The sequence below is a fragment of the Streptomyces sp. NPDC107559 genome, assembly GCF_055657365.1.
In genome coordinates, this window is sequence record NZ_JBVKBD010000007.1 from 154,811 (window position 1) to 179,899 (window position 25,089).

General features: G+C 71.6%; 21 protein-coding genes and 2 tRNA genes. 8 read left to right on the forward strand and 15 right to left on the reverse strand.

Annotated elements, in window-relative coordinates; translation table 11 throughout:
• The first annotated feature begins 22 nt into the window (after positions 1-22).
• Together ACZ7OY_RS21965 and ACZ7OY_RS21970 are read left to right on the forward strand one after the other, a co-directional pair.
• Positions 23-2,221, forward strand: a complete 2,199-nt coding sequence (locus ACZ7OY_RS21965; protein ID WP_471913134.1) for an elongation factor G-like protein EF-G2 — start codon at positions 23-25, stop codon at positions 2,219-2,221.
• Positions 2,222-2,568: 347 nt separating this feature from the next.
• On the forward strand, positions 2,569-4,224 hold the full coding sequence (locus tag ACZ7OY_RS21970; RefSeq protein WP_471912903.1) for a hypothetical protein: 1,656 nt from the start codon (positions 2,569-2,571) through the stop codon (positions 4,222-4,224).
• A 97-nt stretch (positions 4,225-4,321) separates the two neighbouring features.
• Here ACZ7OY_RS21970 and ACZ7OY_RS21975 read toward each other — a convergent pair whose 3' ends face one another.
• The gene (locus ACZ7OY_RS21975) at positions 4,322-4,882 is read right to left on the reverse strand and encodes an HIT family protein (RefSeq protein WP_351619882.1); all 561 of its coding nucleotides are present in this window, start codon (positions 4,880-4,882) and stop codon (positions 4,322-4,324) included.
• 67 nt (positions 4,883-4,949) lie between these two features.
• Between ACZ7OY_RS21975 and ACZ7OY_RS21980 the strand changes: the two genes are divergently transcribed.
• Positions 4,950-5,627, forward strand: a complete 678-nt coding sequence (locus tag ACZ7OY_RS21980; protein ID WP_471912904.1) for a potassium channel family protein — start codon at positions 4,950-4,952, stop codon at positions 5,625-5,627.
• Positions 5,628-5,638: 11 nt separating this feature from the next.
• On the opposite strand, the gene thrS is transcribed toward ACZ7OY_RS21980, so the two are convergent.
• The 3 genes from thrS to ACZ7OY_RS21995 all read right to left on the reverse strand — a co-directional run bounded on the left by thrS (position 5,639) and on the right by ACZ7OY_RS21995 (position 9,495).
• Entirely contained in the window at positions 5,639-7,615 is a 1,977-nt protein-coding gene (thrS, locus tag ACZ7OY_RS21985) for a threonine--tRNA ligase (RefSeq protein ID WP_471912905.1), read from the reverse strand.
• Between the two features lie 93 nt (positions 7,616-7,708).
• Positions 7,709-8,932, reverse strand: a complete 1,224-nt coding sequence (locus ACZ7OY_RS21990; protein ID WP_471912906.1) for a hypothetical protein — start codon at positions 8,930-8,932, stop codon at positions 7,709-7,711.
• Positions 8,929-9,495: a DUF4365 domain-containing protein gene (locus ACZ7OY_RS21995; RefSeq protein WP_152888253.1), complete on the reverse strand. Its 567-nt coding sequence runs from the start codon at positions 9,493-9,495 to the stop codon at positions 8,929-8,931. Before ACZ7OY_RS21995 ends, ACZ7OY_RS21990 begins: the two co-directional genes overlap by 4 nt.
• A gap of 168 nt (positions 9,496-9,663) precedes the next feature.
• Here ACZ7OY_RS21995 and ACZ7OY_RS22000 point away from each other — a divergent pair, with 168 nt between their 5' ends.
• Positions 9,664-10,389, forward strand: a complete 726-nt coding sequence (locus ACZ7OY_RS22000; protein ID WP_351619869.1) for a 3'-5' exonuclease — start codon at positions 9,664-9,666, stop codon at positions 10,387-10,389.
• Between the two features lie 112 nt (positions 10,390-10,501).
• Here ACZ7OY_RS22000 and ACZ7OY_RS22005 read toward each other — a convergent pair.
• Together ACZ7OY_RS22005 and ACZ7OY_RS22010 are read right to left on the reverse strand one after the other, a co-directional pair.
• Positions 10,502-10,573: transfer RNA gene (locus ACZ7OY_RS22005), tRNA-Val, on the reverse strand.
• A 39-nt stretch (positions 10,574-10,612) separates the two neighbouring features.
• A complete protein-coding gene (locus ACZ7OY_RS22010) occupies positions 10,613-11,059 on the reverse strand; it encodes an SRPBCC family protein (protein ID WP_471912907.1) in 447 nt (148 codons plus the stop codon).
• 103 nt (positions 11,060-11,162) lie between these two features.
• Between ACZ7OY_RS22010 and ACZ7OY_RS22015 the strand changes: the two genes are divergently transcribed.
• The gene (locus tag ACZ7OY_RS22015; RefSeq protein ID WP_471912908.1) at positions 11,163-13,553 is read left to right on the forward strand and encodes an SCO7613 C-terminal domain-containing membrane protein; all 2,391 of its coding nucleotides are present in this window, start codon (positions 11,163-11,165) and stop codon (positions 13,551-13,553) included.
• An 80-nt stretch (positions 13,554-13,633) separates the two neighbouring features.
• Here ACZ7OY_RS22015 and ACZ7OY_RS22020 read toward each other — a convergent pair whose 3' ends face one another.
• From ACZ7OY_RS22020 to ACZ7OY_RS22050, 7 genes are all read right to left on the reverse strand, one after another.
• The gene (locus ACZ7OY_RS22020; RefSeq protein WP_471912909.1) at positions 13,634-16,372 is read right to left on the reverse strand and encodes an exo-rhamnogalacturonan lyase family protein; all 2,739 of its coding nucleotides are present in this window, start codon (positions 16,370-16,372) and stop codon (positions 13,634-13,636) included.
• A 135-nt stretch (positions 16,373-16,507) separates the two neighbouring features.
• Entirely contained in the window at positions 16,508-17,116 is a 609-nt protein-coding gene (locus tag ACZ7OY_RS22025) for a hypothetical protein (RefSeq protein WP_471912910.1), read from the reverse strand.
• A gap of 11 nt (positions 17,117-17,127) precedes the next feature.
• A complete protein-coding gene (locus ACZ7OY_RS22030; RefSeq protein WP_471912911.1) occupies positions 17,128-18,036 on the reverse strand; it encodes a carbohydrate ABC transporter permease in 909 nt (302 codons plus the stop codon).
• Positions 18,033-18,995 (reverse strand): carbohydrate ABC transporter permease, encoded by a 963-nt coding sequence (locus ACZ7OY_RS22035; RefSeq protein WP_471912912.1) that lies wholly within the window; start codon positions 18,993-18,995, stop codon positions 18,033-18,035. The genes ACZ7OY_RS22030 and ACZ7OY_RS22035 overlap by 4 nt, the downstream gene beginning before the upstream one ends.
• 17 nt (positions 18,996-19,012) lie before the next feature.
• Entirely contained in the window at positions 19,013-20,299 is a 1,287-nt protein-coding gene (locus tag ACZ7OY_RS22040; protein WP_471912913.1) for an ABC transporter substrate-binding protein, read from the reverse strand.
• A gap of 780 nt (positions 20,300-21,079) precedes the next feature.
• Positions 21,080-21,151 (reverse strand) — tRNA-Val (locus ACZ7OY_RS22045).
• A gap of 87 nt (positions 21,152-21,238) precedes the next feature.
• Positions 21,239-21,733 carry a TIGR02611 family protein gene (locus ACZ7OY_RS22050; protein WP_471912914.1) on the reverse strand — a complete coding sequence of 165 codons (495 nt, stop codon included), beginning with the start codon at positions 21,731-21,733 and terminating at the stop codon, positions 21,239-21,241.
• Between the two features lie 192 nt (positions 21,734-21,925).
• Here ACZ7OY_RS22050 and ACZ7OY_RS22055 point away from each other — a divergent pair, with 192 nt between their 5' ends.
• Both ACZ7OY_RS22055 and ACZ7OY_RS22060 read left to right on the forward strand, forming a co-directional pair.
• Positions 21,926-22,339: an SsgA family sporulation/cell division regulator gene (locus tag ACZ7OY_RS22055; protein WP_004002642.1), complete on the forward strand. Its 414-nt coding sequence runs from the start codon at positions 21,926-21,928 to the stop codon at positions 22,337-22,339.
• A gap of 431 nt (positions 22,340-22,770) precedes the next feature.
• A complete protein-coding gene (locus tag ACZ7OY_RS22060) occupies positions 22,771-23,331 on the forward strand; it encodes a CGNR zinc finger domain-containing protein (RefSeq protein WP_471912915.1) in 561 nt (186 codons plus the stop codon).
• Between the two features lie 72 nt (positions 23,332-23,403).
• Here the strand turns inward: ACZ7OY_RS22060 and ACZ7OY_RS22065 are convergent, their stop codons facing one another.
• Positions 23,404-23,556, reverse strand: coding sequence for a hypothetical protein (locus ACZ7OY_RS22065; RefSeq protein ID WP_202919857.1), 153 nt, complete (start codon positions 23,554-23,556; stop codon positions 23,404-23,406).
• Positions 23,557-23,755: 199 nt separating this feature from the next.
• Positions 23,756-24,247 (reverse strand): hypothetical protein, encoded by a 492-nt coding sequence (locus tag ACZ7OY_RS22070; RefSeq protein ID WP_471912916.1) that lies wholly within the window; start codon positions 24,245-24,247, stop codon positions 23,756-23,758.
• 181 nt (positions 24,248-24,428) lie between these two features.
• Between ACZ7OY_RS22070 and ACZ7OY_RS22075 the strand changes: the two genes are divergently transcribed.
• Positions 24,429-24,959 (forward strand): DsbA family protein, encoded by a 531-nt coding sequence (locus ACZ7OY_RS22075; RefSeq protein WP_471912917.1) that lies wholly within the window; start codon positions 24,429-24,431, stop codon positions 24,957-24,959.
• Positions 24,960-25,089: the final 130 nt, after the last annotated feature.

Genomic DNA, 25,089 nt, shown 5'->3' on the forward strand with positions numbered 1-25,089 from the left:
ACCGTGCACGGGAGGCAAGGCCATGGGCGACAAGGCGAACGCACACCCCGGAGCCGCCGGCAGGGCTACGGCGGCCGACCACCCCGCGTCCATACGGAATGTGGTGCTGGTCGGCCACTCCGGATCGGGCAAGACGACTCTGGTGGAGGCTCTCGCGCTGACCGCGGGAGCGGTGAACCGGGCGGGCCGCGTGGAGGACGGCGGCACCGTGTCCGACTACGACGACATCGAGCACCGCCAGCAACGCTCGGTACAGCTGTCCCTGGTGCCCGTCGAATGGGACGGCATCAAGGTCAATCTCATCGACACCCCCGGATACGCCGACTTCGTCGGAGAGCTCAGGGCCGGTCTGCGCGCGGCGGACGCGGCCCTCTTCGTCGTCTCGGCGTCCGACGAGGTGGACGGCTCGACCCGGATGGTCTGGGAGGAGTGCGCGGCCGTCGGGATGCCGCGCGCGATCGTCGTCACACATCTGGAGTCGGCCCGCGCCGACTTCGAGGAGATGACCCGGAGCTGCGCGCTGGCGTTCGGCGGCGACGACCCCGACGCGGTGCTGCCGCTGTACCTGCCGCTGCACGGCCCGCAGGGGCCCGACGGGCACGCGCCCGTGACCGGGCTGACCGGGCTGCTGTCGCAGAAGCTGTTCGACTACGCGTCCGGGGAGCGCAAGGAGTCCGAGCCGGGTTCCGAGCAGCTGCCGGGGATCGAGGAGGCCCGCAACCGGCTGATCGAGGGGATCATCGCCGAGAGCGAGGACGAGACCCTCATGGACCGCTACCTCGGCGGCGAGAAGATCGACATCAAGACGCTGGTGCAGGATCTGGAGCGGGCCGTCGCACGCGGGGCGTTCTTCCCGGTCCTGGCCGCCGCCCCGGCGGCCGAGGGCGCCCGGCAGGGCATCGGCACGGTCGAACTGCTGGAACTGATCACCGGGGGCTTCCCGACCCCGCTGGAGCGGGAGGCGCCAGCCGTGACGACGGTCGACGGCAGGGCGCGCGAGCTGAAGCCCTGCGATCCCGGCGGACCGCTGGTCGCCGAGGTGGTGAAGACCACGTCCGACCCGTACGTCGGCCGGGTCTCCCTGGTGCGCGTCTTCTCCGGCACCCTGCGGCCCGACGAGACGGTCCATGTCTCCGGGCACGGGCTGGCCGACCGCGGCCACGAGGACCACGACGTCGACGAGCGGATCGGCGCCCTGTCGGCGCCCTTCGGCAAGCAGCAGCGGCTGCTGACGCAGGCCATCGCGGGTGACCTCGCGTGCGTGGCGAAGCTGAGCCGCGCGGAGACCGGGGACACCCTCTCGGCCAAGGACGACCCGCTGCTCATGGAGCCATGGCAGATGCCCGACCCGCTGCTGCCGCTCGCCATCCAGGCGCACAGCAAGGCCGACGAGGACAAGCTCTCGCAGGGGCTCGGCCGGCTGGTCGCCGAGGATCCGACGATGCGTCTCGAACAGAACCAGGACACCCACCAGGTGGTGCTGTGGTGCCTCGGCGAGGCGCACGCGGACGTCGCCCTGGAGCGGCTGCGCAGCCGTTACGGCGTCCAGGTCGACGTGGTGCCGTACCGGGTCTCGCTGCGGGAGACGTTCGCGGACCGGGCCGCCGGGCGGGGACGGCACGTGAAGCAGTCGGGCGGGCACGGTCAGTTCGCCATCTGCGAGATCGAGATCGAGCCTTTGCCGGGCGGTTCCGGCATCGAGTTCGTGGACAAGGTGGTCGGCGGGGCGGTGCCGCGGCAGTTCATCCCCTCGGTGGAGAAGGGGATACGCGCCCAGGCCGCGCGGGGCATCGCGGCGGGCCATCCACTCGTCGACATCCGGGTCACCCTGCTGGACGGCAAGGCGCACTCGGTGGACTCCTCCGACGCCGCCTTCCAGACGGCGGGCGCGCTGGCGCTGCGCGAGGCAGCGGCCGGCGCGCGGATCCATCTGCTGGAACCGGTGGCCGAGGTGAGCGTGCTGGTCGGTGACGACTACGTGGGCGCGGTGATGAGCGATCTGTCCGGGCGGCGCGGCCGGGTGGTCGGCACCGAGCAGTTGAGCACCGGGCGCACCCTGGTCAGGGCGGAGGTGCCGGAGATCGAGATCGGCCGGTACGCCGTCGACCTGCGGTCGCTGTCCCACGGCACCGCGCGTTTCGACCGCGCGTACGTCCGGCACGAGCCGATGCCGCAGCAGGTCGCCGACCGGGTGCGCGAACAGACGGTGGACGTGGCGTAGCCGGGGTCCGGGCGCGCACAACTGCGGCCGGACGCAAGGGATCGGGCGTCCGGCCGCGGGCAACCGCCGCCTGACGCACCGGTCCGGGTGTCCGGCGGAGCACAACTCGCGCCGGACGCCCGGGGGCAGGTGTACGGGGGCGCACAACCGGCGCACGCGGTACGGCCGTACACCACCGTGCGAGCCTCCGTGCTGGAATGCCCCCCTCCGCGTCGGTGGACCGCTTCCGCGGACCGCCGACGCGGGCCCGCGCCTGCGGATACGCTGATGACCTGATCAACAGGTGTGCGGAGCCGGGAAGTCGGGAAGGCCGCAGGAGCGGGCTTGGGCGGCGTTGGGGGGCGGTAATGACCGTGGACGGCGGGTACGGCGACATCTTCGGGCCGCAGGTGCCGCGCACGGGCGACGAGGGGCAGACGGCCACCTTCGCGCTGGCATCGGCGGCCTACCGGGACAACCCGGTCGAGGAGATAACCAAGGCGGACAACGACTGGCACCAGTCGACCGTCAAGGCCGGCAAGGTCTCGCTGTTCCGGCCGAACCTCGGCGAGGCGTTCTCCCGGGCCGTGGTGGACCGCATGCTGGGCAGCGGCCGCAAGCCGCTCATCCAGTCCTTCGGCACCGAGCCGCAGGTCGTCGTCGAGCACTGCCTGGCCGCCAACAACATCCGCCGCGACCGCGACAACCGGCTCAGCGCGGTCATGGTGCTGTGCGGCCTGATCTTCCTGCCGGGGCTGCTGGTGTGGCTGCTGGTCTTCACCATCCGCACCAACATCGACAAGCGTGACGACCGGCGGGCCTCCGCCCTGGCCACCACGCTGCTCGTGGCCGTCGGCGCGCTCGCGGTGATCTTCCTCATCCGGATGCCGTTCGCGGGCTTCTGGGCGTGGTACTCCCGCGCGGCGGTGATCCTGCCCGTGGTCGGCTGGGTGCTGGCCCGGCGGATCTGCGAGAGCACGGCCAAGGACCTGCGGGAGCGCTGGGCCGGACTGCTGTCGGGCAGCAACATCGGGGCGAAGGTCCCCGAGGCGGTGCCGAGCAGCCCGCGCGAGACCGCGGCCGAGGGGCTGCGCCAGTCGCTGGCCAAGCTCAGCGCCGAGCAGCAGTCGAACTCGGTGTTCTACGCCGGCCCCAAGGGCATCCTCGGCATGGGCACCCGCTGGGGGTCCTGGCAGCTGGCCGAGGACCTGCGGCCGGCCGACCCCGGCAAGGAGATCCACCCGTTCCGCAGCTGGGACGTCATCCGCTCGATCCACGACCAGCTGCGGATGCTGGAGCGCGGGCCGCTGAACACCGGCGGCTTCCCGAAGGCGTCGATACGCCACTGGATCGTCACGCCGATCGGGGAGAACGCCAAGGCGGTGTCCCGGCCCGAGGGCACGGACGTGGAGGCGTACCAGGTCAAGTCGCACGCCATACAGAACATCTGCAACAAGCAGCAGTTCGGCGCCGGTGACCGGCACTACCTGGGCGTGCAGTGGACGCTGTGGGACGGACAGCTGGTGATCACCATGCTGATCACGGTGACCGTGCTGCACTCGACGCTGCGCATCGAGGTCACCGGCCATGCGCTGGGTCCGGTGAACGGGCTGTTCACCACGGCCCCGGAGGCGCCGAGCAAGGAGGTCACGAAGTCCTTCAAGCCGTGGGAGACCCGCACGGTGAAGCTTCCGCTGGTCACCACCAACGAGGTGGTCCGGCTCGCCGTGCGCGCCCCGCTCACCTGGTATCCGCCGCTGCTGAACTGGCTCGGCGGGAGCGTGACCCTGCCCGAGCCGTTCGGTCTGCGGCACGCCTGGGCGGACCAGCCATGGCGGCACCGGTTCATGGCCGACGACGCGCTGCGCGCGGCCACGCCGGTACTGCGGGTGGTGCACGCGGCGGCGCTGCGGACCCTGGAGGAGAACGGCGTGGACATCGAGAAGTTCGGGATGCGGTCGGGGTTCCTCAGCACGGCGGTGCAGGACGCCTCGCCGCGCAAGGCCGACCTGTACGACGCATAGAGCCGGGCCGCCCGGACCGTACGGGTCTCACTCACCGACACCGCCTTCGCGCGGGCCGCCCGGGCCCGTACGAAGGCGGTGTCGGTTCGCGGTCGCCTCAGGCCGTGGGCCAGGCCTCCGCCAGCATCTTGCGGGTGTCCGCGAGCAGCTGCGGCAGCACCCGGGTGTGACCGACGACCGGCATGAAGTTCGTGTCGCCGCCCCAGCGGGGGACGATGTGCTGGTGGAGGTGGGCGGCGATGCCCGCGCCCGCCACCGCGCCCTGGTTCATGCCGATGTTGAAACCCTGTGCGCCGGACGCGGCACGCAGCGCCGTCATCGCCTGCTTGGTCAGCTCGGCGAGCTCGACGGTCTCCGCCCCGGTCAGGTCCGTGTAGTCGGCGACATGACGGTAGGGCACGGTCATCAGGTGGCCGCCGTTGTACGGGTAGAGGTTCAGCACCGCGTAGACGTGCTCTCCCCGCTTGACGACCAGGCCGTCCTCGTCGGACTTGGCCGGTATCGCGCAGAAGGGGCAGCCGTCCTCCGCCCCCGGGCCGGTCGGCTTGTTCTCCCCCTGGATGTAGGCCATCCGGTGGGGCGTCCACAGACGCTGGAACGCGTCCTGCGTCCCGACACCGATCTGCTGTTCCGGCTCACTCGTCATGCAAGGCAGCATATGGCTTCGCCCGTTCGCAGCGTGTCGGCGGGGTTCGGGCAAAGGCGTCGCGGGCGAAGCTGGGCCGATGGACGACGACGACCGCATGCTGCGCTGGGAGCACCGCACGGAGCTCCCGCTCGCGCTGGCATCGCTGCTCTTCCTGGCCTCGTACGCGGTCCACGTGCTGGGCCAGGGGCTGGCCGAATTCTGGCATGCGCTCTGTCTGACGGTGACCGGTGCGACCTGGGCCCTGTTCATCGTCGACTACCTGGTGCGCTGGCGGATCAGCGGCCAGCGGCTGGGCTTCGTGCACCGGCATCTGCTGGACACGATGGTCGTGCTCCTGCCCCTGCTGCGGCCGCTGCGCGTCGTCAAGACGTACGACGCCGTACAGCGCCGGCGCGGGCAGCCGCGGCTACCGCTGCCGCTGCGGGTGATGGCGTACGCGAGCATGTCGTCCGTGCTGCTCGGCTTCTCGGGCGCGCTCGCCGTGCTCCAGCAGGAGCGCGGCGTCCCGGACGCCACCATCAAGACGTTCGGCGACTCGGTCTGGTGGGCCGCCGCCACCCTGTCGACCGTGGGCTACGGGGACGTCGCGCCGGTGACCTCGCTGGGCCGGACGATCGCGGTGGGCATGATGGCCTGCGGTCTGGCGCTGCTCGGGGCGGTCACCGGCTCGTTCTCCTCCTGGCTGCTCCAGGTGTTCGCCCGCCCCGAAGAGACCGAGGGCCCCCGGAGCGGCGATCGCTCCGGGGGCCCCTGAGGTCTGCGGGATCAGACCTGCGTCCGCTCCTCGACGATCTTCGCGATCTTCGCGATGGCCTCGTCGAACGGGATGCCGTTCTCCTGCGAGCCGTCGCGGTAGCGGAAGGAGACCGATCCGGCCGCCATGTCCTCGTCGCCCGCGATGACCATGAAGGGCACCTTCTGCTTCTGGGCGTTGCGGATCTTCTTCTGCATGCGGTCGGAGGACGAGTCCACCTCGACGCGCAGGCCCTTGGCCTTGGCCGCCGCCGTGAACTTCTCCAGGTACTCCACGTGCGCGTCGCCGATCGGGATGCCGACCGCCTGGACGGGGGCGAGCCAGGCCGGGAAGGCACCCGCGTAGTGCTCCAGGAGCACCGCGAAGAACCGCTCGATGGAGCCGAAGAGGGCCCGGTGGATCATGACCGGACGCTGCTTGGCGCCGTCGGGACCGGTGTACTCCAGGTCGAACCGCTCGGGCAGGTTGAAGTCGAGCTGGACCGTCGACATCTGCCAGGTGCGGCCGATGGCGTCGCGAGCCTGCACGGAGATCTTCGGGCCGTAGAACGCGGCGCCGCCCGGGTCCGGGACCAGCGGGAGGCCCTGCTTCTCGGCGACCTGGCGCAGCGTCTCGGTGGCCTCCTCCCAGACCTCGTCCGAGCCGACGAACTTCTCCGGGTCCTTGGTGGACAGCTCCAGGTAGAAGTCGGTCAGGCCGTAGTCGCGCAGCAGGTTCAGGACGAAGGTGAGCGTCCTGTCGAGCTCGTCCGCCATCTGCTCGCGGGTGCAGTAGATGTGCGCGTCGTCCTGGGTGAAGCCGCGGGCCCGGGTCAGACCGTGCACGACGCCCGACTTCTCGTACCGGTACACGGTGCCGAACTCGAACAGGCGCAGCGGCAGTTCGCGGTAGGAGCGGCCGCGCGCGTCGAAGATCAGGTTGTGCATCGGGCAGTTCATGGGCTTGAGGTAGTAGTCCACGCCCTCGTCGAGCTGCATGGGCGGGTACATGCCCTCGGCGTACCAGTCCAGGTGGCCCGAGGTCTCGAAGAGCTTCCCCTTGGTGGCGTGCGGGGTGTAGACGAACTCGTAGCCCTCCTCCTCGTGCCGGCGGCGCGAGTAGTCCTCCATGACCCGGCGGACGATGCCGCCCTTGGGGTGGAAGACGGCGAGGCCGGAGCCGATCTGCTCCGGGATGGAGAACAGGTCCAGCTCGTTGCCCAGCTTGCGGTGGTCGCGCTTCTCGGCCTCGGCGAGGAAGTCGAGGTGCGCCTTCAGCTCCTCCTTGGAGGGCCAGGCGGTGCCGTAGATGCGCTGGAGCATGGGGTTCTTCTCGCTGCCGCGCCAGTAGGCGGCCGCGTTGCGCATCAGCTTGAACGCCGGGATGTTGCGGGTGGTGGGCAGGTGGGGACCGCGGCAGAGGTCCTTCCAGCACAGCTCGCCGGTCTTGGCGTCGAGGTTGTCGTAGATGGTCAGCTCGCCGCCGCCCACCTCGACGTCCGCGCCGTCGTCCGTGGAGGCGGCACCCTTGATGCCGATGAGCTCCAGCTTGTACGGCTCGGCCGCGAGCTCCTCGCGGGCGTCCTCGTCGGTGACGACACGGCGGGAGAAGCGCTGCCCGCGGCGCTGGATCTCCTGCATCTTCTTCTCGACGGCCTTGAGGTCCTCGGGCGTGAAGGGCTTCTCGACGTCGAAGTCGTAGTAGAAGCCGTCCCGCACCGGCGGGCCGATGCCCAGCTTGGCCTCGGGGAAGAGCTCCTGCACGGCCTGGGCCATCACGTGCGCGGTGGAGTGGCGCAGGATGTTCAGGCCGTCCTCGGAGGAGATCTCGACGCCCTCGACGGTCTCGCCGTCCTGGACCGCGTAGGCGAGGTCCTTGAGCTCGCCGCCCACACGCGCGGCGATGATCGAGCGCTCGCCGGCGAAGAGGTCGGCGGCCGTAGTGCCCGTCGTCACCACGCGTTCTTCCCGCTCGGAATCGCGCTGGATGATCACGCGGACGTCTGACACCGGTCTCTCCTGACTGAAGGTGGGTGCGGCGCCATACGGGAGCGCGCGCATGACTGGGATCGTACCGACCCCGACCCGCCCACCGCGAAACGGTTACGGTCGGTCCTCGCCCGTGCACGCCTCCTCGAAGAAGTCCAGGTTCTCCTGGAGCGACTTCATCAGCCGGTCCCGCTCCGCCTCGTCCACCTGCACCGGTACGACCCCGCCGGCGCCGGTGAGCCTGCGGAAACCGCCCCGGCTCTCCAGCCGCCCGTGCACCCGCACCGGCAGACCGACCAGGTGGGCCTGTCCGGCGATGCGGTAGTCCTCCTCGTCCAGGGTCAGCCGGACGTGCGGGACCTCGGCGCCGGCGATCACCCGCAGCCGTACGGCCCCCTCGCCACGGGGTCCGGACCTGCGCATCCGCTCCACGGTGCCGGTGATCCGCACCGGTACGGACGGTTCCTCGCGCAGATAGCGTGCGCCGGCCTCGCGCAGCACCGGCAGGTCGCCGGGCGAGAACTCGACGGGTTCGACCCCGGCCGCGCAGTCCTCGGGCACACCGGCCGCCGGCGCCCAGTCCACGGCGATCCGGGCGCCCTCGGCACCGCGCACCAGGATGATCAGCGCCTCGGTGAGCTCACGGCTGACGCCCGCCTCGACGGCTCCGTCGAAGGCGTCCATCCCGCCGGTGGCGCGCTGGTAGTCGATGGCTTCCCGGGCCGCGTACAGCGCCTGGTGCAGCCGGACGACGAGCGGGCGGGCGGTGGCGACGGGCACGAAGGCGGTCAGGCTGCCGCCCTCGGCGGCCGAGCCGACGAGGACGCTCTCCAGCAGCGCGGTGGCCGAGCGCCGGTGCCGGGCTCCGTAGTAGCCGGCCCGGGCGCGGGTGGCGAGCGCGCAGGCCAGCAGCATCTGGCGGGCGCCGGAGCGCAGCTGCTCCTGCACGCTCCAGGGCGCGGCTCCGGCGGGCCCGCTGGGCACGTCCCGCCACCAGCGGATCTCGTCGCTGGGCACGGTGAGCCCGACCAGCACCTCGCGCGCGGAGGGCGTACCGCTGCGGGCGAGCGCGACGAGCGCCTCGCTCAGCAGGTCGTCGCTGTCGGGAAAGGCGCGGCTCTCGGGCACCAGCAGGCTCGTGCCCGCGCCGCCCTGGCCAGGCGGCGTCCAGCGCCCGTACCGTCCGGGGGCGCCGCCGCGGCGCTGCCAGCCGTGCCGGCGCAGCAGGGCGCCGAGCACGGCCGGGTCCACCTCGCCGGGGGCGGGCGGGCGCTCCCAGTGGGCCTCGGGATGCGGCCGTACAGGGCGCAGGGTCCCTTCGAGCGGGCGGTGCGTCATGGTCTGCCTCCCGTCCCGACCCGCGTCATGATCTCGCACAGCGCCCGGTCGTCGAAGATGCGTGAGGTCGGTATCCGCACGGTGGTGCGGTGCCGTCCGGTGACGGGCACCCCCGCCAGGTTGACCCAATAGCAGCAGTGCCGCAGGTCCAGGCGGTCGTGGCTGGCGCGCAGCCAGTCGTCCTGGGATCTGGGCACGAGCATCACGACCAGGATCTTGTGCACCGAGACGGGCGTGCGGGCGAGCTTCGCCAGGTGGTCGTTGTCGAGCGTGAAGGAGAAGAAGCGGCCCGGTGGGTTCGGCCGGATCTGGTAGGTGCACTTCAGCTGCACCTTGATGGTCACCTCGTCGTCGACGGTGTGTCCGGGCGCGCTGTGACTGACGTGCCAGTCGATGCCGTTGTCCGGAAAGGGCTGGGACAACGAGCATCCCGCGGCCGCCGCGACCGCGTGCAGATACCCCACCTGCAGTGTCTCCATGCAGGCGGTGGTGGCGAGTGTGCCGCGATGGGGTGCCGTCCGTTCGGGCAGCAGCCCGCCCCGCTCGGGCTGCGCTATCGCCATGACCAACAGCCTTCCAAGCCAGAGGTTTGCCCACGACGGGCCGCTGAACTGCAAAGACCCGTACTCCTGTTGTGTCCTTCCGGCGTACGGCGCAAACGGCCCGGGTATCACCAAACAGGCAGAAGAAGGTGCGTCACCTGCCGTGGGTGAACGAGGAGTTGTGTTCCTATGACGTACTGGTACGACGGGCCCCTGGCCGCGTTCGACACCGAGACAACGGGCGTGGACGTCGAGACCGACCGCATAGTGTCGGCCGCCCTCGTCGTCCAGGACGCCCCGGGCATGCGGCCGCGGGTGAGCCGCTGGCTGGTGAATCCGGGCGTGCCGGTGCCCGCCGGGGCGACGGCGGTGCACGGGCTGACGGAGGATCATCTCCAGCGCAACGGCCGCTGGCCGGCGCCGGTGATGTACGAGATAGCCGAGGTTCTGGCCGAACAGGCCGCCGCGGGGCGCCCGTTGGTGGTGATGAACGCGCCGTTCGACCTGACCCTCCTGGACCGCGAGCTGCGCCGGCACCGGGCCTCGTCGCTGGACCGCTGGTTCGACGCGTCGCCGTTGCGGGTGCTGGACCCCCGGGTGCTGGACAAGCATCTGGACCGCTACCGCAAGGGCCGCCGCACGCTCACCGACCTGTGCGCGCACTACGGCGTGACGCTGGAGGGCGCGCATGACGCGGCGGAGGACGCGCTGGCCGCGCTGGAGGTCGTGCGGGCGCTCGGCCGCCGGTTCGCGACCCGGCTGGAGCGCCTCTCCCCCGCCGAGCTGCACACCCTCCAGACGGGCTGGCACGCGGCCCAGGCGCGTGGCCTCCAGGCCTGGTTCGCGCGCAGCGGCACGGAGGAGGTGGTGGACCAGGCCTGGCCGCTGCGCCCGGAGCTGCCGGCCGCCGCCTGAGCAGGGCACCCGGCGTCCGGAGCGCATCGGGACGCCGCGGGGCGACGCGGGACGACACCGGGACGGCATGCAAAAGGGCCGGTCCGTACGGATACGGACCGGCCCTTCCCGGTGGGCGATACTGGGTTCGAACCAGTGACCTCTTCGGTGTGAACGAAGCGCTCTCCCACTGAGCTAATCGCCCGGGAACGGACTGAACCATACAGGGCACTGCGGGCTTCGTTCAAACCGCGCGCAGACGGGCGGCCAGTCCACGCCGTCCGGCGCGCATCATCAGCCGGTGGTTGGCGCGGAAGACGGGCCGCCCCGGCACGGCGAACCGCCTGAGCAGCGGCTTGTTCACCGCCACCTCCTGCGCGTAGTGCGCGAGGGTGCCGTCGCCGTGCGCGGTGACCGTCCAGCGCGCCCAGCCCTCGATGTCGCCGGACATGGCGATCTCCAGGACACCGGCCGCCGGGTCGCGCCGCACCTCGCGCGCCGTGAACGTCATGTCGTACGGCAGGAGCGAACGGATGCGGATGACCCCGGTGATGTCGTCGAGCCGGGTCACCTCCCGGACCTGCGGCCACCAGCGGGGGTAGTCGTCGGCCCGCTCCAGCGCCGCGTAGACGGTCGCGGGCGGCGCGGGCAGCGTCCAGCGGCTGCGGAAGCGGTAGTGGGTCCAGTCCATGTCCGGAGTCTGCCCGGCCCCCGGCGGTTTCTCCCGGGATCTGAGTACGCCCTGAGTACCCACGCTCATGCCGTACGCCGTGACCCGGGCCACACTCGCGGACATGACACATGTTCCGCCGCCCGCCGAGGAGTTGCGGCTCCTCGACGCCGAGCTGTGGCGGCTCGACGCCCGCCGGGCCCAGCTGCTGGCCCGCCGCGCCTGGCTGCTGACCGTCCTGCGACCGGACGCGCAACCGGACGCCCCGCGGCCCGGCCTGCGGTCGCCGGTGGCGCCGCCCCGGCCCGAGGCCTCCGCCCCCGGGGTGCAGAACGCGCTGCTGCTGCTCGGCGGTGTGCTGCTCACCCTGGCGGCGATGGTGTTCACCCTGGTCAGCTGGGGGCACCTGGGGATGGCCGGGCGGTGCGCGGTGCTGGGCGCGCTCACGCTGGCCGTGCTGGCGGCGCCGGTGGCACTGCTGCGGCGCGGTCTGCGCTCGACGGCCGAGTCCGTCGCGGGCCTGGGGACGGCACTGACCGCGCTCGACGCGTACGCGCTGCACGAGGCCGGTCTCACGGCGGTCGACGGCACGGCGTACGCGGCGCTCGCGACGGCGGTGCTGGCCGGGCTCTGGGCGGGGTACGGCCGGGCCCTGGACGCCCTGCGCCTGCCCCTGCCCGCCGCCCTGGCCGCGGCCCAACTCCCGCTGCTGCTGGGCGCGATCGCCGTCGACGCGGGAGCGTACGGAGTGACGGCCGCGCTCCTGGTGACGGCCGGGGCGGACACGGTCGTGGCGCTGCGGGCGCCCACCCGGCCCGTACGGTACGTCGCCGTCGGCGGCGCGTGCGGCCTGGGCGCCTGGGGGGCGTCGGCGGCCGGCTGGCTGTCGTGGACGGCCACCGGTCCGGGCGCCGCCGCCCGTGCGGCGGCGCTCCTCTGCCTCGCCGCGGCGATCGCGCTGGGGGCCGCCTGGACGGCGCGCCCGCCGTCGGCCGCGCTCGTGACCGCGCCGGTCGGCGGGCTGCTGGCGGTGGTGGCAGGCGGTGGCCTGCTGCGGACGCTGCTGCCCGACGGCTGGACCGTGCCCGCCGTTGCGGTCTGCGGTGTCGCGCTCCTTGCGGTGCCGCGCGGCCGCCTCCCCGAGCCCGTGCGCGTCGGCCTGCTGCGGGCCTCCGGCGCCGTTCAGCTGGTGACGCTCGCCGCGGCGCTGCCGCTCCTCGCCGTCGCGTGGGCGGGTCCGCTCGGCCGGGCGGAGCGGGCCTGGTCGGGCGCCCCGGCGGACGCCCGTGCCGCGGTGACGGCGTACCTGCCGTGGCCCGCGCACGCTCCGCAGCTGCTGATCGCCCCGGCGCTGGTCGCCGTCGTGCTGGTGGTGCTGGTGCGGGACGAGGCCGGGCGCCCGCGCGCCCTGGCCGGCGCGCTGGTCCTGGCCTGGGGTACGGCCTTCGCCCTGCCCGCGGTCCTCGCGCTCCCGTACGCCGCCGGTCTGTGGGCGCAGGGCGCCGTCACGGCGGCCGCGCTGGCGGCCGTGGCCGGCGGCCGTCTGCACCCGCTGCCGCGGCTGACCGCCACCGTCCTCGCCGTGGCCGGTTCGCTCTCACTGGCCTTCCTCGCCCTCGCCACCGAGACCGCGACGCTGGCCGTGCTGACCGTGCTGACCGTGCTGTTCGCGGCGGCCTCGGGGCGCCGGGAGGCGACCGCGGTCACCGCTCCGGCGGCGCTCGTCCTTGCGGCCGCGCTGGCCTGCGCGACCGGTGCCGCGGCGGGCTGGCCGACGCGGTACACGGCCCTGCTGGTCCTCGTGGTCCCGGTGGCCGCGGCCGGGCTCGCCGCCCTGCTCGCCGTCCGGCCCGGTGCGTCCGGCGCGAGGGTGCCGGTCGAGGTAACCGGCGCCGCCGCCGCACTCCTCGCCGTGGGCCTGGCCGTCACCGAGCCGGCGTTCCTGGCCCTGGTGCTGGCGCTGACCGGTGTGATCGCCGCGGCCACGGCGGTCCGCGCCGACCGCCGGCCCGTGGGACACGCCGCGGCGGCCCTGTTCGTCCTGGCCGCCTGGGTACGGCTGGCGTCCTGGGGTGTCGGCGCCCCGGAGGCGTACGCGCTGCCGGTCGCCCTCCCGGCGCTGTGCGTGGGCGTCCTGCGCAGGCGCCGCGATCCGTCGGTCACCTCCTGGACGGCGTACGGGCCCGCGCTGTGCGTCATGCTGCTGCCGAGCCTCGCCGGCGTCTGGGGCGACTCGCAGGGGCCGCGCCCGCTGCTGCTGGGCGCGGCCGCGCTGCTGGTCACCGTGGTGGGCGCCCGGCACCGGCTCAAGGCACCGCTGGTGCTGGGCGGTACGACGCTCGTCCTGGACTGTCTGCACGAACTCGCCCCGTACCTGGTCCAGCTGTTCGGTGTGCTGCCCCGCTGGATGCCTCCCGCGCTCGCCGGACTGCTGCTGCTCGCGCTCGGTGCGACGTACGAGCGGCGGATCCGGGATGTCCGACGGGTGCGGGAGGTGCTGGGGCGGATGGACTAGGGCCCCTACCGGCGGTCACGCTCGGACGGTCGGCCGGGCCCCGGCTCCCACCTCCTGGGGCCCGCCGGCGTCCGCCGCGGTCAGTCGGGCATCCGGTCGCCGAGCAGTGCCAGGTTCTCGATGGCGGCGAGGCCGTAGAGCGCGGTGTCGTTGCTCGACACCCAGGCGGCCTCGCTGCCCGCGACCAGGGTGACCGGGCCGTCGAGCCGCTCCGTCCGCCACGGCGAGGACTCGGTGTAGCCGTCGGAGCCGTAGAACTTCGCCCAGGCCCGCTGGGCGAGCGCCGCGTCGCCGGTCCGGACGGCGGCGTAGGCGTCGAGGCGGGAGTGGCCCTGGAAGAGCAGCAGGGTGCCGAAGTTCGTGCCGTACCGGGCCGCCTGTTCGGTCTTGGAGGCGTTGAAGTAGCGGCAGTAGTCGTAGTAGGCCTCGTCGAAGGCCGGCATGTCGGTGAGGTGGATCAGTTCGGCGCACAGCTCGTTCAGGCCGAAGACGGCCGACAGATGGGAGACGCCGACGACGGGCGTGGTGGCGACGGCGAACCTGCCGGTGTCCAGGTCGTACAGGCCGCTGCCCTGGACGAAGCCGTTGGGCTGGGCGGCGATGCCCTCCATCGTGGACAGCACACGGGCCTTGGCCTTCTCCCACTTGGGGCCCCTGCGTTCCCACTCGGTGAGCCAGGCCGAGACCAGGCCGCTCCAGTCGGTGCCGAAGCCGATGGACAGGGCGTGCCGGTCGGGGGTGTAGGGGTCGGTGCGGACCTTGCGGTTGGGGTCGAGGACGAGGAACGTCTCGTCGGAGTCGACGTTGGCGTGCATGAGGTCGCCCACCCGCTCGTCGGCGGTGAGGAAGTAGTAGAAGCGCCGGTAGGTGGTGTTGGCGATGCGCTGCTGCTTGGCGCTGTCGGCGTAGTGCTGCACACCGTGCCGGGTGCCGAGGCCGGCCCACTGGCCGAGGTGGTAGACGTCGACCTCGCCGGTGTGCCGGGTCATGGCCTCGGCGAAGCGGAAGATGTCGGAGCGGCCGGAGCGCAGGTAGGCGTACCAGAGCCAGAGGTCGGGCGACAGCTCGGAGTTGTCCCAGGCGTAGCCGCCGATGTCGTAGCGCCACACGTGCCGCACCGTGTCGTAGGTGTGCATGATGTCGCCGTAGTCCCAGAAGCCGTACCAACGGCGCATCTCCACCTGGTCCTTGTAATAGGTGAAGAGGAAGTCGAGGTGGTCCTCGATCTTCGCCTTGGCGGGGGTGGAGCGGTCCGGCTCGGAGTAGAGGCCGGGGCCGAAGACCTTGGCCTTGATGAGCTGCTTGGGCGGCGCGGCGAGCTGGGGCAGTACGCGCACCGCCGCTATCTGGGCGGCGAGTTGCTCGGGGGTGGGGGTCGACTCGTTGGCCCAGAAGAGGAGTTCGGAGGTGCGGGCGATGCCGTACGGGGTGCCGAACTCCGGCTCGTAGTCCTCGTAGGTGATGTTGAGGCCTTCGAGCTGTTCCGCGTACGTGTCCTGGCCCATGCCGTCGTGGTAGAAGCGCAGGTCCATGGGCTGCGCCTCGGGCGACCACAGCCAGACGGTCACCTCGGCCGCGTCGGTCTGGGCGTCGCGGATGTCGAGCTGGGCGGGGTACTTCTCCCAGAAGTCGCGCAGGCCGAAGGAGAGTCCGCCGCTCGCGCCGCCTACGTAGCCGAACCCGGAGGCGCGCCGGCCGCCGCCCGCGCCGATCCAGCCGTGGCCCTTCTTCGTCCGCTTGCGGACCGTGAAGCCGTCGGCGGACAGCTGGGAGAGCGTGTAGTCGCCCCACTCGGGGATGTACTGGAGCCGGGTCGTCACCCGCTGGTCCCAGGTGGACGGGTCGGGCAGCTTCTGGCCCGCGTACTGGGCAGCCTGGACGGCCGCTCCGGGGTCGCGGCGCAGTCCGGTGACGCCCTGGACGGCCTCGCGCAGCAGGCCGGTGCCCTCGCCGCCGAGCCGGATGTGGCGGTCGTAGGCCGCGTCCCGCATCGGCACGGTGAAGCGGACGCCGAGGCCGCGGATGAAGTCGCCACCGGCCTTGCCGGGCTCCTGGGTGCCGTCGTAGGTGACGGTGTGCACCATGCGGAAGGAGTCGGCGCCCGCGTAGAAGTAGAGGCGGATCGAGAACGGCAGCCAACTGCGGCTGCCCTTGCGGTGCTTGCCGTCGATGCGCACGACCGCGCGGACGGGGCCGTCCTGCTCGACGGTCACCTCGGCGATGACGCTCTCGAAGCGCTCGGTCTTCACCGAGCCCTGGTCCTCGTCCTCGATCTCCGGCTGACGGATCAGTACGAGGCGGCCGTTGCCGGCGATCTGCGTCGAACCGCGGGTGACGGACTTGATCAGCGTCGTTCCCGAGGTGCCGATCCGCGCGGTGATCACCCCGGTCGACACGTCGACGGTGCCGCCGCTGCGGTCGACGGTCACCTTCTTCGCGGCCTGCGCGGGTGTGCCCGCGGCGAGGGTGAGTCTGCCGGCGCCCTCGGCGACCGCGTGCGCGGTCCACTTCAGGGAGCCGTCCGGCCAGTAGGCGATCGGCCACGACTGGACGGGGACGGCCCGGCCGCCGGCGTCCGTCAGCGCGAAGGTCTGGTCCTCCTGGTAGGTGCCCATGGGCCAGGGCACGCCGAGGGTGGAGCCGGGGGCGGCGCCGAGACCGCCGTCCTCCAGCCAGTCCAGGGTCACCGGGTCGTCGTCGGCCGCCGCCGCGGCCGGGGCGGCCTGGGCGGTGCCGCTGCCGAGTGCCCAGCTGAACTGGGCGGCGGCGCCGGCGACGGCCGCCGCCTTCAGGAGGGACCTGCGGGGAATGGGAGACATGGATGCAGCCTTTCCTTGCCGTGCGGATGCAGGGGATGGTCAGGGGCATGACAGAGCGCGGTACGGCGGGGCGGGGTGCGGCGCCGGCAGCACATGGGGCGGTTCCGACGGCGCGTGAACGGGGCCGGTGGGGCGTCAGCGGCGCCGGTAAAGTTCCCGGCGTTCCTCCACGGCCACCGCGGCCCCCGCGACCGCGCCGAGCACGGGTACGGCGAGCGGTGGGGTGAGCCAGCCGGACAGGACCACCACCGCCAGTCCGCCGACGAGCAGAAACGATCCGGCCGGGTCGAGCACCGTACGACGGCCGGCCTCGGCCACCAGCGAGCGCCAGCGTGCCCCCGGTGTCCACACCGCCGCCGCGCGCAGTCCGGCCACGGTGAGGCCGATCAGGGCGGCCGCACCGACCGCGCCGACGAGCGGGCCGCCGGGCAGCCCGGCCCGCGCGGCCCGGACGTCGACCCAGACCGCCGCGACGGCCGCCCACCAGGCCAGCCCGGCGAGCGCGCCACCGGGCAGGGCCGCGCCGAAGTCGGCCACGAACTCCCTGAGCCCGCCGCGCTCGTGGCGGACCCGGCGACGCAGATGGCTCGCCCCGGCGGCGAACGCGGCGGGGGCGGTGACCACGCCCAGCGAGGCCACCGCGATCCACACGCCGGTCAGCAGACACTCGGCGAACACCCCGAACCGTTCCGCGAGCGGGGACTCCTTGCGCTCCTTGCGCGCCTTCACCCGTGCTTCGGCCATGGTGGGACCGTTCAGCCCTTCAGTCCGGAGGTCGCCATACCGTCGATGAGGTACCGCTGGAAGGCGAGGAAGAACAGCAGCACCGGCAGCAGCGCCACCAGCGACATCGCGATCAGCCCGCCGTAGTTGGAGGCGAGGCCGTCCGAGTCGCGGAACATCGTCAGGCCCAGCGAGACGGTGTACTTGCCGGGCTCGTTGAGGTAGATCAGCGGGCCCATGAAGTCGTTCCAGGCGTTGATGAAGGTGAAGATCGCGCTGGTGATGAGGGCCGGCCGGCACAGCGGCAGCACGACCGACCAGTAGATCCGCAGATGGCCGCAGCCGTCGAGACGGGCCGCCTCGTCGAGCTCCTTCGGCAGGTTGCGCATGAACTGCACCATCAGGAAGACGAAGAACGCCTCCGTGGCCAGGTACTTGCCCAGCAGCAGCGGCACATAGGTGTTGATGAGCTCCATCTTCTGGAACATCACGTACTGCGGGATGAGCAGCACGTGGTACGGCAGCAGCAGCGTGCCGATCATCAGGGTGAACAGCAGATTCCGGCCCGCGAACCTGATCTTGGCGAAGGCGTACGCGGTCAGCGAGCAGGAGATCAGCACACCGGCCACGGCGCCGAGCGCGTAGAGGAGGGAGTTCTGGAAGAACGACCAGATCGAGACGTCCGCTATGCCGTCGGCCAGACCGGTGAAGTTGTCCATGACTGGCTTGGCGGGGAAGAGCTCCAGGCTGCCCAGGATGTCCTTGCTCGGCTTGAACGACGCGCCGATCACCCACAGGACGGGGTAGAGCACGACGGCGAGGACGAGCAGGGAGCCGAGGTGCCAGACCAGCGAGCCGGCCCGGCGGCGGGACACGGCCGGACGGTGGGCGACGGGGGCGGTGGCCGGCGCGGCGGTGACCGGCGGGGCGGTGGCGCTCATCGGGCGTCCTCCGTGTCGTTCTCGTAGTGCACCCACTTCTTCTGCGACCAGAACAGGACGGCCGTCACCAGGACCACGGCCAGCAGCAGCATCCAGGCCATCGCGGAGGCGAAGCCCATCTGCGCGTTCTTGAAGCCCTGCTGGTAGAGGTAGCAGGTGTAGACGAGGGTGGCGTCGGCCGGACCGCAGCTGGTGTTGGAGACGACGTAGGCGGAGCCGAAGATCTGGAACGAGTGGATGGTCTCCAGCAGTACGTTGAAGAAGAGCACCGGGGAAATCATCGGCAGGGTGATGCTCCAGAACCGGCGCAGCGGTCCTGCCCCGTCCATCGCCGCCGCCTCGTACAGCTCCTTCGGCACCTGTTTGAGACCGGCCAGGAAGATGACCATCGGGGCGCCGAACTGCCAGACCGTGAGCCCGACCAGGCAGTAGAGGATCCAGTCCGGGTTGCCGACCCAGCCGCCGACGTGGACGCCCAGCACCGACATGCCCTGGTCCACGACGGCGCCGTCGGAGAACATCGCGCGCCATACGAAGCCGACGGACACGCTCGCCCCGATCAGGGACGGGGCGTAGAACGCGGCCCGGTAGAAGGCCTGGCCGCGTCGGCTCTGGGCGAGCAGCAGGGCGACGCCGAGGGCCAGCAGCAGCTTCAGCGGGGTGCCGATGACGACGTACTTGGCCGTCACCTCGACCGACTTCTGCCAGCGCGGATCGTCGAACATCCGGGTGAAGTTGCCGAAGCCGATCCACCTGGGGCTGGTGAACAGGTTGTAGTCGGTGAACGCGAAGTACAGCGAGGCGGCCATCGGGCCCGCGGTCAGGAGCAGGAAGCCCGCGATCCACGGGGACATGAACAGGTAGCCGGCGAGATTCTCCCGGCGCCCCCGCCGGCGTACGGCGGGGGCTCCGGAGCGGACCTTCCGCAGGGCCGGCGGAGCGTCCTTGACGAGCGTCACGGGTGTTCCCAATCAGGTCAGGCCTGGAAGGCGGCCTCGGACTCGGAGAAGAACTGCTTCACGGCGTCGGAGACCCTGGTCTTGCCCTGGGCCATGTCGCCGCTGATGCGCAGGAAGGCCGCCTCGACCGTGTCGGCACCGGACGGGTGGGGGGTGATGGCCCCGAGGACGCCCGCCGCCGCGGTGTCCTGCTCGTACTGCGCGATCTCCTTGCCGACGGCGTCGGTCGGCTTGTAGGCGTCGAACTGGTCGGTGGTGGCCAGGACGCCCCGGTCGTAGCCCATGATCCTGCCGACCTCGGGGTCGTGGACCATGAAGTCGATGAACCGGGCGACCTCCTTCGGATGCTGCGTGCGCGCCGAGGCGCTCAGCATCAGGGAGGCGAGGTACTGGCCGGTGTTCTTGCCGTCCATGGTGGGGATCGGGGCGAGGCCGTACTCGCTGGTGCCCTCCGCCGAGTAGCGGACCGTGAAGTTGTCCCAGGTGAACTCGCAGGCGGCGTGGCCCGCCGAGAGGGACGACTTGGGGGCGTCCTGCGCGACGATCTTGGGCGAGGTGATGATCCCGGCCTTGACCCGGTTGTAGCCGTCCGTCCACCACTCCGTCAGATCGGTCTGCTCGAAGCCGAGCCCGTCCTTGTCGAAGAACGCCTTGCCGTTCTGCCGCAGATAGAGGTCGTACAGGTACATGATGCCGAAGTAGCCGGTGTCGCCCGGGACCTTGGTCCTGTCGTGGATGGTCTTCAGGGCCTTGAAGTACTCGTCCCAGGTCCAGCCCGACTGCGGGTCGACGCCCGCCTTCGCGAGCACCTTCTTGTCGACGACCAGCGCCATGGTGTTGGACCCGACCGGGATGCCGAGCTGCTTGCCGTCGACCTCGCCCACCTTGGTGACTCCGGCACGGAAGTGGTCGAGGCTCAGATTGCCCGCGTCTATCTGGGACTTGAGATCCATCAGGATGCCGCGCTTGTCGTACTTCCGAAGAAATCCGACGGCGTTCTGGAATACGTCCGGCGGATTTCCGCCGGCGGCCTGTGTCTGGAACTTCTCCCAGAAAGAGGCGTAGTCCTGGAAGTCGGTCTTAACCTTGATCTTCGGGTACTTCTTCTCGAAGAGCGCGATGGACTGATTGATCCTCTTGGCCCGTTCGTCGGCGCCCCACCACGAGTAACGGATCGTCACGGTCCCGTCCGCCGAGGTGCCGCTGTCACCGCCGCAGCCCGTCGTGGCGGCGAGGCCCAGCGTGGCCATCGAGGCTCCGGCCGCCTTCAGGATCGTGCGCCTCTCAACATTCCCGGTTCCCACAGTCGGGCCCCTCCCCGCAGCATCGTCGCCGCTCATGAATCGTTTCAAGTAAGCGCTTGCTGGCACAAGCTACGGAGGGGTTGAGGGTGCGTCAATGATTCGGACAGGAAATTCTTCCGAGGCACCCCGGCGACCCCCTGGTCAGGGAACGTCGAGGGCGGTGCCGGACGGGCCGACGGCGCAGGTGGGGCCGTCGGCGCCGACGGGCCGAACCGGGAGCGGGGCGGCACGCACCGGCGCGTACCGGCCGGAAGCCGACGGCGGGGCGAGGGGGTCCGCGGGTGACTCGCGAGCCCGGCGGGGCGACAGCGGGGCGCGGCGCGAAGGTGGCCGGAATGCCACAGGTGGCGGCGGGGACGGCGGCCGGGTTCCGCGGGGACGTATCCGGAGCGTGGCCGCGACACGGCCGAGGCGATCACGCACCGCCGAGGGGATCGATCTCGTACCGGCGAGGGGATCGATCACGCACCGAGGAGGGGATCGATCACGCACCGCCGGAGGTATCGATCACGCACCGAGGAGGGGATCGATCACGCACCGCCGGAGGTATCGATCACGCACCGAGGAGGGGATCGATCACGCACCGCCGTGGGGATCAGGAGTCGCCGCGGACCCTGCGCCGGCCAGGGCGCCGCAGCAGAGCACATCGACGGGCGCCACGCCAGCGCACGACGGCCGGGCAGCGCGAGAACGCGGCCTCGCCCGACGGACCGGCGGCTCATTTGCGGTCAACGAACAGCGGCCCACCTGCGCATTCGCAGATGGGCCGCTGTGTCCGGGTGGGCGATACTGGGTTCGAACCAGTGACCTCTTCGGTGTGAACGAAGCGCTCTCCCACTGAGCTAATCGCCCGGGCACAGGAAGAACATTACCCCATGTCAGGGGGTACCTGTGACCGGCGGCGGACGAGGCCGGCCGGTCCCCGCGCCCGGCCCCGGATCACTGGTCCTTGATCTTCCAGGGCATCACGACGCCGAACTTCGAGACATAGATCCCGACGAGGACGGCCACGATCACCAGGCCGATCGCCGTCAGGGTGATGTTGCGTCGCCGCACCCTGGGGTCGAGTGCCTTCTGTGCCGCCTCGGTGACCTTGCGTTTGGTCCAGCGCAGCACCAGCTGGGCCCACACGAACTCGGTCGCCCAGATCGCCATACCGCCGAAGATCACGACCCAGCCCGGTCCGGGCAGCGGCAGCATGATCACGCCGGCCACCACGACCGCCAGGCCCACCACGAAGACGCCCACCTGCCAGCTCAGGTGCAGCATCCGGCGAGCCTTGACGAACTCCGGCGCCTTGGAGCCGAGCCCGCTCCCGTCCGCCCCGTCCGGCCCGTCGGGCCCGCCCGCTCTCGCCTCGTCCGGTTTCCCGGCCGGCCCGGTCTCGTCCGATGTCACCGCGACCTCGCCCGGTTCGTCACTCCCCGTGTTCATACCGATGAACACTACCCGAGACAATCCGGTCACCGAAATGGTCGTAGCACCCGAACGGATCCTCGGCCGAAAGAGTTACATAAACGCACGCAAAACACTCAGAGGGGTTTACAACGGCACCGTAGGTGGCATGTCGATTTCGCCGACGTGCGAATCCCCGAGCGCACACTGAGCGGAAAGGCCCTGGCGCTTATGAACACCACGGTCAGCTGCGAGCTGCACCTGCGCCTCGTTGTGTCGAGCGAGTCATCCCTGCCTGTCCCCGCAGGCCTGCGGTACGACACGGCCGACCCCTATGCCGTGCACGCCACCTTCCACACCGGAGCCGAGGAGACCGTCGAGTGGGTGTTCGCCCGCGACCTCCTGGCTGAGGGACTTCATCGTCCCACCGGTACCGGCGACGTCCGCGTATGGCCGTCACGCAGCCACGGTCAGGGTGTCGTGTGTATCGCCCTGAGCTCTCCGGAGGGTGAGGCTCTGCTCGAGGCCCCGGCGCGGGCCCTGGAGTCGTTCCTGAAGCGGACTGATGCCGCGGTGCCGCCGGGCACCGAGCACCGGCACTTCGATCTGGATCAGGAACTTTCACACATCCTGGCGGAGAGCTAGGCCGAGGCCGCCACAGAGCCGCCCGGCGCCGTCCACTCGGGGAGACGGCTCGGGCCAAGACAACCGCATACGGTATGCGCCGACGCCGTCACCGTGGGGCCCCACGGTGACGGCGTCGGCGTGCCTGTTCGCGGCAGGCATGCCTTCGCTCCGAGCGGGAAGGCGGGGCAGTGACGGTGCTGGCGGGTCGTCGCGGTCGCGCCGGAGGAGCCGGACAGTGACAGCGCGCCGGAGGACCCGGACAGTGACAGAGAGTCACCGCTGCCGTCCGTGCGGGCGCCCCGGGCGGAGCGGGCCGGGAACGCCTGCGGGGCCGGGGTCGTTCCACGGGCAGGCGTGGTCCGCGCACCGCCGTCGTCGAGGTCACGGGAAGCACTACCATCGGCCAGCATCGGCGGGCGTCCGCCCACCCCCAGGTCAGGGAGCGAAATGTGCTGATCACCCACGACACCCGGCGTGCCCTTGACGCCGTGGTGGATCTGGTCAACACCGCACCGGAGGACGAGTCGGCCCCGGACGGGCTGGCGGACCTCCGGGCCCTCACGGATTTCGTGCGAAGGCACGAGGTCAGTGACGTCGGGGTGCTGTCGGAGTTCGACCTGTCGGCGGTGCGCCGGATCCGCGGGCGGTTCGCCGGGATCTTCGCGGCCCGGGACGCCCGGACGGCCGCCGGAATGATCAACGATCTGATCGCGGCCGCGGGCACCACGCCCCGGCTCACGGACCACGACGGCTACGACTGGCATGTGCACTACTTCGCCCCGGGTGCCTCCATCGCCGATCACCTGGCGGCCGACTGCGGGATGGCCCTGGCGTTCTTCGTGGTGGCCGGGGAGGAGGAGCGGCTGCGGCGCTGCGAGGCACCGGACTGCCGGCGCGCCTTCGTCGACCTCTCCCGCAACCGCTCCCGGCGGTACTGCGACAGCCGGACCTGCGGCAACCGCCTGCATGTGGCCGCGTACCGGGCGCGACGCAAGGAAGCCACGGGTTGAGACCCGCGCGGGCACGACATGTGGGATGCGACGCGATCCCCGGCGGGTGACGCCGGGGAACGCGGGTACGGCTCACAGCATCAGCAGGTCATGCAAAGAGGCCATGAGGAGCAGACACCCGATCACCGCAAGGAAGATCATCAGCGGTGGCTGGGAAAGGGCGAATAGGCATCCGCGCGGCTCGTCCTGCTGCGGCGCGGCATCGCTCTGTTTCGTGTCCAGCATCTCGCGGCGATGATGACGCAGCCGACCCCGCCCACGCGATCAACACGCCCGTAAAGAGCGGGAGTTCGCCAGAATCCGTGACGTGTGGGGTGGGGCATGATCACACACTGGGCAAGGCTTGATCATTTTCTGACCGAGCCGGACCTTCTGTGTCGTTTCAGCCCGGGTCGGGCTCGTCGCCCGCCCGGGGTCCCCGACGTCAGATCCCGTGCTTCTTCAGGATGGCCTCGATGTCGCTGAAGTCGTCCGCGGGAGACTGCCCCGGCGCGGCCGCGGGCCGGGCGGCCGGGCGGGTGGCCGGCCCCAGCTCGCGGGCCGGGGCCGCGGGCTGCGCCGCCTCGCGCGGTGCCGAGCGGGCCTCCTTGCGCTGCTTGCGGCTGCCGCCGCCGCGCCGCTCGACCGCACGGGTGGTCGCGAACAGCGCCCAGGACGCGGCGAGCGCGCCGAATCCCGCCCAGGCCGTCGGGCTGAAGGCGGTGTCGGCGGCCCAGCCGACGACACCCGTCATCACCAGGCCGATCGGGATGAGGGAGTAGGCGGCGATGCGGGCGGCCTTGAGGAAGCGCCTGCGGTAGGCCGTGACCGCCGCGATGCCCAGGCCTGCCACGGAGACGGCGGAACAGACGGTCTCGGCAATCATCCGGTCCTCCAGGCAGGGTTCGTCGGGCAAGGGACACTTCGTCCCCTCCATCCTGCACCGCCCGGACCCCCTCGGGCCATCGTCCGGCCCCACATCAGGGACATCTCCGGGTCGGCTCCTCCGCAGGTGCCGGTCGCGGCCGCCGCCGGCCCGGCGCTCCCTCCGGCCGGCCGTCCCGACGACCGTGCCGGTCCCGGTTGGGACGGCCGCGCGGGGCTGGGAGACTGGGGGCATGAGCGACTCCTCCCCCGCAGACCCCGCAGACCCCGCCGCCCCCACCGCCGTACTCGACGTGTGGTGCGAACTCCAGTGCCCGGACTGCCGTAGCGCCCTCGACGACCTGCGTGCCCTGCGCGAGCGGTACGGCGACCGGCTGGAGCTGCGGCTGCGGCACTTCCCGCTGGAGAAGCACAAGCACGCGTTCGCCGCGGCGCAGGCCGTCGAGGAGGCCATGGAGCAGGGACGGGGCTGGCCGTACATCGAGGCGGTCCTGGGCCGGGTCGAGGAGCTCGACCACCGGGGTGAACGCTTCCTGGTCGAGGTGGCCGGGGAACTCGGCCTGGACGCCGAGGAGTTCGACACGGCGCTCGTCGACGGCCGGCACATCCTGATCGTGGACGCCGACCAGGCCGAGGGCAAGGCCATCGGGGTGACCGGTACCCCCACCTATGTCATCGGCGGCGAGCGCCTCGACGGCGGCAAGAGCCAGGACGGGCTGCGCGAGCGCATCGAGGAGATCACGGACCGGCTCCTGGCCAGGTAGCGGCCGCCCTTCGGGGCGCGGTCGGATCCGGGGACCGGTCGGATCCGGGGACCGGTCGGATCCGGGGACCGGTCGGATCCGGGGACCGGTCGGATCCGGGGACCGGTCGGATCCGGGGACCGGTCGGATC